At 71.0% G+C, this 9618-nt stretch carries 10 protein-coding genes; 3 read left to right on the top strand and 7 right to left on the bottom strand.

Annotated elements, in window-relative coordinates; genetic code table 11:
- Window positions 1-26: 26 nt before the first annotated feature.
- The 4 genes from BLR04_RS34275 to BLR04_RS34290 form a co-directional block, all read right to left on the bottom strand.
- The gene (locus BLR04_RS34275; RefSeq protein WP_090773194.1) at window positions 27-386 is read right to left on the bottom strand and encodes a type II toxin-antitoxin system RelE/ParE family toxin; all 360 of its coding nucleotides are present in this window, start codon (window positions 384-386) and stop codon (window positions 27-29) included.
- Window positions 387-605: 219 nt separating this feature from the next.
- Window positions 606-1652 carry a helix-turn-helix domain-containing protein gene (locus tag BLR04_RS34280; protein WP_090773196.1) on the bottom strand — a complete coding sequence of 349 codons (1047 nt, stop codon included), beginning with the start codon at window positions 1650-1652 and terminating at the stop codon, window positions 606-608.
- Window positions 1652-2440: an ABC transporter permease subunit gene (locus BLR04_RS34285; protein ID WP_090773198.1), complete on the bottom strand. Its 789-nt coding sequence runs from the start codon at window positions 2438-2440 to the stop codon at window positions 1652-1654. Before BLR04_RS34285 ends, BLR04_RS34280 begins: the two co-directional genes overlap by 1 nt.
- A complete protein-coding gene (locus BLR04_RS34290) occupies window positions 2418-3329 on the bottom strand; it encodes an ABC transporter ATP-binding protein (protein ID WP_090773200.1) in 912 nt (303 codons plus the stop codon). Before BLR04_RS34290 ends, BLR04_RS34285 begins: the two co-directional genes overlap by 23 nt.
- A gap of 136 nt (window positions 3330-3465) precedes the next feature.
- Here BLR04_RS34290 and BLR04_RS34295 point away from each other — a divergent pair, with 136 nt between their 5' ends.
- The gene (locus BLR04_RS34295) at window positions 3466-4194 is read left to right on the top strand and encodes a hypothetical protein (protein WP_090773202.1); all 729 of its coding nucleotides are present in this window, start codon (window positions 3466-3468) and stop codon (window positions 4192-4194) included.
- Here the strand turns inward: BLR04_RS34295 and BLR04_RS34300 are convergent.
- A complete protein-coding gene (locus BLR04_RS34300) occupies window positions 4191-5675 on the bottom strand; it encodes a cobyric acid synthase (protein ID WP_090773230.1) in 1485 nt (494 codons plus the stop codon). The genes BLR04_RS34295 and BLR04_RS34300 overlap by 4 nt on opposite strands.
- Before the next feature lie 136 nt (window positions 5676-5811).
- On the opposite strand from BLR04_RS34300, the gene BLR04_RS34305 reads away from it, so the two are divergent.
- On the top strand, window positions 5812-7137 hold the full coding sequence (locus tag BLR04_RS34305) for an MFS transporter (protein WP_090773204.1): 1326 nt from the start codon (window positions 5812-5814) through the stop codon (window positions 7135-7137).
- A gap of 55 nt (window positions 7138-7192) precedes the next feature.
- On the opposite strand, the gene BLR04_RS34310 is transcribed toward BLR04_RS34305, so the two are convergent.
- Window positions 7193-7489, bottom strand: a complete 297-nt coding sequence (locus BLR04_RS34310) for an antitoxin (protein ID WP_090773206.1) — start codon at window positions 7487-7489, stop codon at window positions 7193-7195.
- An 81-nt stretch (window positions 7490-7570) separates the two neighbouring features.
- Complete coding sequence (locus BLR04_RS34315; protein ID WP_090773232.1) at window positions 7571-8545, bottom strand: aldo/keto reductase; 975 nt, start codon at window positions 8543-8545, stop codon at window positions 7571-7573.
- A gap of 103 nt (window positions 8546-8648) precedes the next feature.
- Here BLR04_RS34315 and BLR04_RS34320 point away from each other — a divergent pair, with 103 nt between their 5' ends.
- Window positions 8649-9530 carry a DNA-3-methyladenine glycosylase family protein gene (locus BLR04_RS34320; RefSeq protein ID WP_090773208.1) on the top strand — a complete coding sequence of 294 codons (882 nt, stop codon included), beginning with the start codon at window positions 8649-8651 and terminating at the stop codon, window positions 9528-9530.
- Window positions 9531-9618 lie beyond the last annotated feature (88 nt).

Here is a 9618-nt window from a genome sequence, read left to right on the forward strand (position 1 = left end):
GCCTACCTCCCACTATCGGTTTAACCTTATATTCTGCTTCGCCATTCGGCCAGCCGATCCCGCGCCGCATCGATGGCTCGCTTCTGAGCGCCGCCGCCCTTCTTGTGGAACTTCAGACCGAGCAGCAGGTGCTCACCGTCTGTCAGCACGGTGTAGTACAGGCGGTACTCGTTGCCTGCGTAGCTCAGACGGGCTTCTTTGAGGCCTCTACCCAGGTGCTTTACGTCTCGATCCAGCACATTGCCGTCCTCGATGCGCTGCATCAGGTGGCCCAGCTCGAGCAGAGGAGGCTTCCCCTGGAGAACCTCATGGATCTCCTTGCTGACGACTTCAGCCCCGGATGGAGTGGTGTAGAGCTGCCACTTAGCTTTGGACCGGTCCTCCACAGGCACCCCTCTACCGCCAGCCACAGCGCCATCGCAGGCTCCGAATGTACAGGTAATGACCTGGAGAATCACTGTGCTCAAATGTCCGAGGCTTTACCTGGCCCTGACGGTGGTGTATGGCGCGCGTGCAATGAGCGACCTTCGCTGTGCTCGCCGGGGTGCACAAAACCGGACGGCCTGAGCCACGCGTCCTAGCATCGGGCGCTGCTCTGACACCCGTCAGCCGGACGTTGCGAAGCCCTGGGGCCAGTCGAGGAGGCGGGCGCCGAGGACGGCGGTCTCCAGGGTGAAACGCTGCGTCGGGTCGTCCGGCGAGAAGCCCGTCAGCCGCCTGATCCGCTCCAGCCGGTACGTCACCGCCCGCGCGCTCACCCCCAGCCGCCGCGCGGCGGCCGATTGGTTGCCGTGCGAGGCGAACACCGCCTCCAGCGTCTCCAGCAGCGGCTCGTGCCCGCCCCGCGCGCGCAGCAGCGGGTCGAGCACGCTGGTCACCAGGTCCTCGATCGCGCCCCTGTCGCGCAGCAGCACGGGGAAGACCAGCAGGTCGGCGGCCTTGACCACGTCGAGCCTGAGCCCGAGCCGGTCGGCCAGCTCCAGCGCCTGCGCGGCCTCCCGGTAGGACGTCACCACGCCGCCCGGCCCGCGATGCGGCCGCCCGACCCCGACCCGCCAGCCGGGCGGGAAGCGGGCGCGTACGTGATGGGTGAACTCCCCCACGGCTGCGGGCAGGCTGCCGGGGACGACGCACACGAGCAGCTCGTCGCGCACGGCGACCAGCACGTTGTGCGAGCCGAACCGGGCGATCAGCTCGCGCTCGATCCGGTCCTGCTCGCCGTCGCGCAGCCCCCGGGCCACGGCCACGACGTACGACTCGGCGAGGCGCAGCCCGAAGTGCTCGGCCCGCTCGGCGAGGCGTTCGGCCCGGCCCTGGAGCAGGTCGTCCACGAACTGCCTGCGGGCGTCGTCCTCCCGCCGGATCGCGGCGAGCTGGGCTCCTTCGTAACCGGCCATCAGCGCGGAGACCGCCCTGCGCAGCGCGGGCAGCAACTGAGCCTGCGAAGGCAGGTCCTCGCCGGCGGCGAGGGCCTGGTCGACGAGGGTGCGCAGCGGAACCCCGAGTTCGGCGGCGCGGACGCCGGCCGCGCGGTACGCCTCGATCGTCTCGCGGTCCGGTAAGCGCCCGGTCGCGGCGCAACCGGCCAGCGCCTGCCGGTGCCCGCCGAGCAGGTCGGCGGGCAGGTCGGCGGGCAGGTCGGAGATCGCCATCAGACTCCTACGTCACGCCTGTCGAAGGCGAGCGCCGCGGTGAGCGCGAACACGACCGTCGCGCCCGCGAGAACAAGGTAGTCACCGACGGGCAGTCCCTCGTACAGCGGCCTGCCGTCGATGTAGTAGTGGTACGGGGAGAACCACTTCAGCCACGCCACGGCGTCGACGCCGCTGCCCATGGTGACGACGACGTACCCTGCGACCAGCCACACCCCGACGGCGGCGGAGGCGACGACCCGGCGTCCGGTGGCGGCGCCGAGGGCCAGCGCGACCGTGCCGAACAGCAGCGCGAGCAGGAACATCCCGGTGTGCGCGGCGAGGATCCTGCCGAACGGCACCCCCATGGTCAGGGCGGCGCTCAGCGCCCACGCGACGGCCAGCGTCACGACGGCCACGACGAGCAGCGACACGACGAGCGCGGCCCACCGCTGCAGCACCAGCCGCCGCCGGTCCACCGGCAGCGTGAGGACCAGTTCGAGCGTGCCCGACTCCTCGGGCTGGGCGATCGCCCGGTTGGCCAGCGTCGTCGCGCACACGACGAACAGCATCGGCACGAACACCTGGTAGACGGCCGACTGCAGGTAGCCGGTGCCGGACAGGAAGTCCTGCAGCCCCATGAGGTCCCTGAGCGCCCCGGGGAACTTGGCCAACGCCGCCGGGCCGTACACCTCGGGGCTTTCCCGGACGGAGTTGTACACGCCCAGGTAGAGCCCCATGAACGCGCAGAGGCCGATGGACCACCAGACGAGGGTCCGGCGGCTGTCACGCAGACTCTTGGCGAGCACTGTGCTGCTCCTCGTCGCTGTAGTAGGTCAGGAAGATCTCTTCGAGGTCCGGCTCCGCGCTCACCATGTGGACCACGGTGTGGCGGGCCGCCGCCTTGATGAGCGCGTCGGGGCGGCCGTCGATGGTGCACCGCACGCCGGCGCCCTCCACGCGCACGTCGCGCACGCCGGCCAGGCCCTCGAAGTCCGCGGCGGGGACGGGTGCGTCGAAGTGCAGCTCCATCCGGCGCACCGCCTTCTCGCGCAGCGCGGCCACATTCTCGACGGCCACGAGGCGGCCGCCACGCACGATCCCGACGCGGTCGGAGACGCTCTCGACCTCGGCGAGCACGTGGGAGGACATGAGCACGGTACGGCCGGACCTGCGCACCTCGCGCAGCATGGCCAGGAACTCGTGCTGCACCAGCGGGTCGAGCCCGCCGGTCGGCTCGTCCAGGATGAGGAACTCCGGCTCGTGCATGAACGCCTGGATCAGCCCGACCTTCTGCTTGTTGCCCTTGGAGAGTTTGCCCATCTGCACCGACAGGTCGGCCTCAAACCGCTCGGCCAGCTCCTCGATGCGGGAGGCGGGCACGCCGCCGCGGACGCGGCCGAGGAAGCGGAGGTAGTCGCGGGCCCGCTCGTGGCCCTCCAGCGCGAGCTCGCCCGGCAGGTAGCCGATCCTCGCCCGCACGGCCGGGTCGCGGGGATCACCGCCGAGCACCTGGACGCGGCCCCGGGTGGGCCTGATCACGTCGAGCAGCAACCGGATCGTCGTGGTCTTGCCGGCGCCGTTCGGGCCGAGGTAGCCGAAGATCTCGCCCGGCTGGATGTCGAGCGTGAGGTCCTCCAGGCCCCGGCGCCTGCCGTAGTACTTGGTCAGCCCTTCGGCCTGCACCACTGCTGTCATGGCCGCATGGTCCCGCCCGCGGGGGTGTCGCGTCACTGGGCGAATCCGGCAGTCTGCCGAGCTCTTCCCTTCCGGAACGCGGATCGACGCTGTCCCGTCCCCTTACCGTGATCAGCGCCGGGCACGATCACCTGCCATGAAGAAGATCGCGATTCTCATGGCCGCGGGCGCGACCGTCTTAGTGAGCGTCGCCCCCGTACAGGCGGCCACGCAGAGCGCCGCGGACCCCGTCCGCGCGCTCCAGGCCAAGCTCAAGCCCGGACGCGGCGTGTACTTCGTCGAGAAGGTGAGCTGGTCGGACGGCACCGACGCGCGCGAGTACGGCGGGAACAAGGGCGTCTTCCAGTTCGGCAGGAAGGGCCTGTCGGGCTACGACATCACGATGGAGGGCGGCCAGGAGCCGGAGCGGGTCATCGGGATCGGCAAGACGGTCTACCGCTCCGGAGGCGTGCTGAGCATCGTCCTGAAGGACAAGAAGAAGCCCTGGTACAAGACCACCACCGGCGGCGGCTACCCCGGCGGCGCCGCGCAGATCATCAACGCGGCGGAGCCGAAGACGCTGGCCGCCCTGCTCAGGAAGGGCAAGCGGGACAAGAACTCCGTCACCGGCACGATCACCGTGGGAGACCTCAAGAAGGTCTCGCCCTGGGTCGCGCGGATCCGCAACCAGGACAACGGGGTGAAGGTCGGCTACACCCTCTGGCTGACCTCGGGCGGGCTCGTCAGCAGGCTGCGGAGCACGTGGACGACGACCGAGAACTCGGAGACCGACGCCGTCACGGTCGACAGCCGCTACACCAAGTGGGGCGCCAAGGTCTCGATCAAGGCTCCCGCCCCCTCGAAGGTGACCACGAAGCTGTTCTAGACGGGCGCTCCTGGCGGCAGGGTCGGCAGCTCCGGCGGGCCGTTGTCGATGAGTCGGAGCAGGGCGTCGGTGTCGAGGTGCCGCTCGACCAGGTCGCCGAGCGCGTCCAGGCGGTCCTCGCGCAGCCGCGCGAAGTCGGTGGCGGGCGCGGGGACGAACGCCCGGCCCGCCCGCTCGGCCACGTCGGCCAGGAAGGCGCGCCGGAAGCCGTCGTTCTCCAGGGCGCCGTGCCAGGTGGTGCCCCAGACGTCGCCCACCCGGCAGCCGTCGAGGAACGGCTCCCCGCCCTCCACCTCCGCCACCCCGTGGTGGATCTCGTAGGCCCGCACCTGCTCGCCGTACGCCTCGCCGACGGGACGGGCGAGGCGTTTGTCCGGCGCGAACGTGATCCGTACGGGCAGCAGGTCCAGCCCCTCGACCCGGCCCGCGCCCGACTCGACCTCGTCGACGATCTCGCGCGCCAGCATCTGGAACCCGCCGCAGATCCCGAGGACGGGCCCGCGCCGCGCGCGGATCGCCGCCGCGAGGCCGCGCTCGCGCAGCCAGGCCAGGTCGGCGACGGTGGCCCGGGAGCCGGGCAGCACGACGAGGTCGGCGTCGTCCAGCTCGGCCGGGTCGGTGACGAAGCGGACGGTCACGCCGGGTTCGGCGGCCAGTGCGTCGACGTCGGTGAAGTTGGAGATGCGCGGCAGCCGGACGACGGCCACGCGGAGGGTCTGCCGGCCGTGCGGCGCGCCTGAGGTGACCCGCCGGCCGTCGAGGGCGAGGGAGTCCTCGACGTCCATCCAGAGCCCGTCGAGCCAGGGCAGGACGCCGTACACCTCGCGCCCGGTCATCCGCCGCAGCATGTCGAGGCCGGGATCCAGCAGCTCTTTCGCGCCCCTGAACTTGTTGACCACGAACCCGGCGACGTGCGCCTGGTCGGCGGCGTCGAGCAGGCCGACCGTGCCGTAGAACGCGGCGAAGACCCCGCCCCTGTCGATGTCGCCGACCACGATCACCGGCAGGTTCGCGGCCCTGGCGAGGCCCATGTTGGCGATGTCGCCCCGGCGCAGGTTGATCTCGGCGGGGCTGCCCGCGCCCTCGCACACCACGACGTCGTACTGCTTCCTGAGCCGGGTGAGCGCTTCCAGGGCGGTGGCGCGCAGCATGTCCTTCAGCTCGCCGTACTCCATGGCGTCCACGTCGGCGACGGGCTTGCCCATGAGGACGACCTGGCTGCGGCGGTCGCTGCCCGGCTTGAGCAGGATCGGGTTCATGTCGGCGACGGGTTCGAGGCCCGCGGCCTGCGCCTGGACGACCTGCGCCCGGCCGATCTCGGCGCCGTCGGCGGTGACGTACGAGTTGAGCGACATGTTCTGGGCCTTGTACGGCGCCACGCGGACGCCCTGACGGGCCAGCCAGCGGCAGATCCCGGCGGTGACGACGCTTTTTCCGGCGTCGGACGTGGTGCCCGCGACGAGCAGTGCCCCCTTGACCATGCGCACACCGTACAGGAGCTCACGAGTCCAGAAATTTCCCAGTAATCACCCATTTACGAACGCTGTGACTTCTGCCACTCTGTCTAGAATATTGCCCTAGAACGCAATTCTAGGATCTCCTAGCGAAAGGGTGGGCATGGTCGGCACGTTCGGTTCGCCGCGTACTGGCACCATCGACGCGCAGTCCCGCGCCCCATTCGGTTGGGCGCCCCTCATCGTGCTGTTCATCGTCGGGCTCGTGGACAGGATCGAGAGCAACCTCCTGTCCGGAGTGCTCCCCCTGATCCAGGCGGAATGGGGCTTCAGCGACACAGCCGCCGGCTCCATCCCCACGGCCGCCGCCCTCGCCGCCGCCGTCGTGGCCCTTCCCGCCGGCTACCTGGCCGACCGCTTCAGCCGTACGCGCATCATCGCGATAGTCGTCTTCATCTGGGCCGTCGCCACCCTCGGCTCCGGCCTCGCGACCGGCTTCGCGATGTTCTACATGATGCGCGTCGTCCTCGCCGCGGCCGAGAACATCGACAACCCGGCGGCGGGCAGCCTGCTCGCCGACTACTACCCGCCCGCCAGCCGCGCCAAGGCGTACGGGCTCACCCGCGTCACCACCTACCTCGGCGGCATCGGCACACTGCTCGGCGGCGTGCTGGCAGAGGCCTTCGGATGGCGTACGGCGTTCCTCGTCATGGTCGTGCCAGGCGTGCTCACGGCCCTGCTCGTCTGGATGCTGCGCGAGCCGCGCCGCGGCGAGCTGGACCGGCTGGTCGCCACCGGCGACCCGGCCGCCCCCTCGACCGAGCCCGCCCCCGACGTGGCCAAGCCGCCCTTCTGGCGGCAGTTCGGCCAGGTCGTCAGGATCCCGACGCTCGTCTTCGTCTGCATCGGCCTGTCGTTCCTCACCCTGGGCCTGGCCGGGATCTTCTACTGGATGCCCACCCTCATGGTGCGCTCGTACGGCGTCAGCGTCGGCACGGCCGGGTCGCTGAGCGGCCTCATCACCATCGTCGGCACGCTCACCGGCACCCTGGTCGGGTCGTGGCTGGGCAGGACGTGGCACGGCACCCGCAAGGGCGGCCGCCTGCTCGCCGGCGGCCTCGGCATCACCGCGGGCTCGCTCGTCCTGGCCGGAGCGCTGGCCACGAGCTCGATCGGCGCCCTCACGGCTCTCGTGCTGCTGTCGTCCTCGCTCATGTCGATCGCCATCCCGAACATGACGGCGTGCCTGGCGGACGTCGTCCCGGCCGCGGCGCGCGGCCTCGGCTTCGCCGTCCTGCAGCTGCTCATCACGGCCGGCGGGGCGTTCGGCTCCCTGGTCGTCGGCATCGCCTCCGACCAGCTCGGCTCGCTCGTCGGAGGCATGTACATCCTGGTCGTCCCCATGGTGGTGGGCGGCCTGGTGACGCTCGGGGCCCGGGCGTCGTTCGAGCGCGACGCGCAGAAGGTCCTGGACGACGCGCGCTCCTGAACCGTCCACGCCGGACGGGCCGGCGGGAACACCGCCGGCCCGTCCGGTCACCGCCTCAGCCCTGCGGCGGCGTCCGCCGCTCGTGCTCCTCCGACGGCTCGGGCTGCCGCTGGGGCGGCGGCTGGGGCCGCTCGGACTGCGCGCCCGCTTCCCCGCCCGCCTGCCTCTCCGCCTCGCCACCGCCGTAACGGCGCTGGACGGCGTCCGTGCCCTTGGTGATGTGCTCGTCGTACTTGTGGCCGGTGCGCTCCTTCGCGTACTCCTCGGCCTTTTCCAGGATCTGGTCGGTCTGCCTGGAGTGCCCTCTGGCCAGGTCCTCGGCTTTCTTCAGCCACTCTGCTATGCGGCCCATGACCGTAACCCCCTGTTCGTCCGGCTACGCCCGCCCCTACCCCTCCCGTACGGGCTTTCACCGGTTTCGCCTGAGGCCTGTTCAGTCCCAGGACGGCAAGGCTCCCTCCGGGTAGCGTGCGCCGAACCCGCCACGCGGCAGGATCTCAGCGATGCGCTCCAGAGCTGAGGGGTCGAGCCCGAGGTCGGCCGCCGCGATGTTCTCCTCCAGCCGTTTGGCGTTGCGGGTGCCGGGGATCGGCACGATGTCGTCGCCCTGGGCGAGCACCCAGGCCAGGGCGAGCTGCGCCAGGCTCGCCCCCATGTCGGCGGCCAGCTCCGTCAGCTGCTCGGTGGCCCGCAGGTTCTTCTCGTAGTTGCCCGGCTGGAACCGCGGGTCGCGGGTGCGGAAGTCACCCGGGTCGTACTCTGCGCCCGGCTTGGCCTGCCCGGTCAGGAACCCCCTGCCGAGCGGCGAGTAGGCGACGAACCCGATGCCGAGCTCGCGCACGACCGGCAGGAGCGCCTCCACGTCCCGTTCGAACAGGGAGTACTCCGTCTGCAGCACCGAGACGGGGTGCTCCGCGTGCGCCCGCCGGATGGTGTTGGCGCCCGCCTCGCTCAGCCCGAACCAGCGCACCTTCCCGGCGTCCACGAACTCCTTGACGGTGCCCGCGACGTCCTCGATCGGCACGTCGGGGTCGACGCGGTGCTGGTAGAGCACGTCGATGACGTCCACGCGCAGGTTGCGCAGGCTGTTGTCCACCACCTCGCGGATGTGCTCGGGACGGCTGTCGAAACGGCTCGGGCGGGTGCCGGTGAAGTCGAAGCCGAACTTCGTGGCGATGACCACCTCGTCACGGACCGGCGCCAGCGCCTCGCCGACGATCCGCTCGTTCTCCCCCTGGCCGTACAGCTCGGCCGTGTCGAAGAACGTCACGCCCAGCTCGTGGGCGCGGCGGATGGTCGCGATCCCCTCCTTGACGTCGGACGGCCCGTACGCCATGGAGATGCCCATCGCGCCGTAGCCCAGCTCCGACGCCGTGAGCCCCTGCCGCCCGAGGATCCGTTCGCGCATGCTGACCACTCTCCCTCGTCGTCTTATTCCAGGACACCCCATACCCATGGTGCGCCGCGTCCTGCCGGAACCCGGCCGCCGAGGAGCGGCCTACCATACGCCCATGTCCACGCACGGGTTCACGATCACCGCCGAGGGGCCGTTCGACTTCGACGCCTCCCTGCGCTTCCTCGAAGACTGGCCGGCCACCAGCGCGCTGCCCACCGACGGGCGGGTGCTGCGCTTCGCCTACTGCTCCGAGAGCGACTGGCGGCCGATCGGCGTGCGCGTGACAGGCGTTCCCGGCGGGGTGGAGGTCGCCACGACGCGCGCCCCCGGGCCCGGCATCCGCGCCGAGGTGGCCCGCATCCTGTCCCTGGATGTCGACGGGACGGGCTTCGCCAAGCTCGGCGAGGCCGACCCGGTGCTCGGCGACCTGCAGCGACGCCGCCCCGGGCTGCGGCCGGTGTGCTTCTGGAGCCCGTGGGAGGCGGCCTGCTGGGCGGTGATCGTGCAGCGCTCCTCGATGCTGATCGCCGCCCGCCTCAAGCAGCGCATCGCCGAACGGTACGGCGCGACGGTCGTCGTCGACGGCCACGACTGCACCGTCTTCCCCCCGCCCGTGAGCCTGCTGGAGGCCGGAGCCCTCGGTCTGCCGGCGCAGAAGGAGGAGTGGCTGCGCGGGCTGGCGAGGGCCGCCCTCGACGGCCTGCTCACCACCGAGCACCTGCGCTCGCTCACCCCCGAGGAGGCCCTCGCGCAGCTGCGCGCACTGCCCGGGGTGGGCCCGTTCTCCGCCGGGCTCATCCTGATCCGCGGCGCGGGCGCGCCCGACGCGTTCCCCGGCGACGAACCGCGACTGTTCGCCCTCCTGCGCGAGGCGTACGGCCTGGCGGAGGACGCACCACCGTCGTCCTACAGGAAACTCGCCGAGTCCTGGCGTCCGTACCGCTCGTGGGCGTCGTTCCTGTTCCGCGCCGACTCCTACGGCGTCATGAACGACTGACAGTGATGATGTAGATGAGCGTCTCCCGCCAGGGTCTGACCCAGCGACTGACTGACCTTGGGTCCTCAACGGGATCTGTCGGCCCTGG

Origin of the sequence: Nonomuraea maritima (genome assembly GCF_900100395.1) — a bacterium.
Classification (GTDB): Bacteria; Actinomycetota; Actinomycetes; order Streptosporangiales; family Streptosporangiaceae; genus Nonomuraea; species Nonomuraea maritima.

What these genes read in the sequence shown, in the direction of transcription:
- BLR04_RS34280 (WP_090773196.1), bottom strand. Translation starts at nt 1,652, where the DNA reads ATGGCGATCTCCGACCTGCCCGCCGACCTGCCCGCCGACCTGCTCGGC.
- BLR04_RS34290 (WP_090773200.1), bottom strand. Translation starts at nt 3,329, where the DNA reads ATGACAGCAGTGGTGCAGGCCGAAGGGCTGACCAAGTACTACGGCAGG.
- BLR04_RS34295 (WP_090773202.1), top strand. Translation starts at nt 3,466, where the DNA reads ATGAAGAAGATCGCGATTCTCATGGCCGCGGGCGCGACCGTCTTAGTG.
- BLR04_RS34300 (WP_090773230.1), bottom strand. Translation starts at nt 5,675, where the DNA reads ATGGTCAAGGGGGCACTGCTCGTCGCGGGCACCACGTCCGACGCCGGA.
- BLR04_RS34305 (WP_090773204.1), top strand. Translation starts at nt 5,812, where the DNA reads ATGGTCGGCACGTTCGGTTCGCCGCGTACTGGCACCATCGACGCGCAG.
- BLR04_RS34310 (WP_090773206.1), bottom strand. Translation starts at nt 7,489, where the DNA reads ATGGGCCGCATAGCAGAGTGGCTGAAGAAAGCCGAGGACCTGGCCAGA.
- BLR04_RS34315 (WP_090773232.1), bottom strand. Translation starts at nt 8,545, where the DNA reads ATGCGCGAACGGATCCTCGGGCGGCAGGGGCTCACGGCGTCGGAGCTG.
- BLR04_RS34320 (WP_090773208.1), top strand. Translation starts at nt 8,649, where the DNA reads ATGTCCACGCACGGGTTCACGATCACCGCCGAGGGGCCGTTCGACTTC.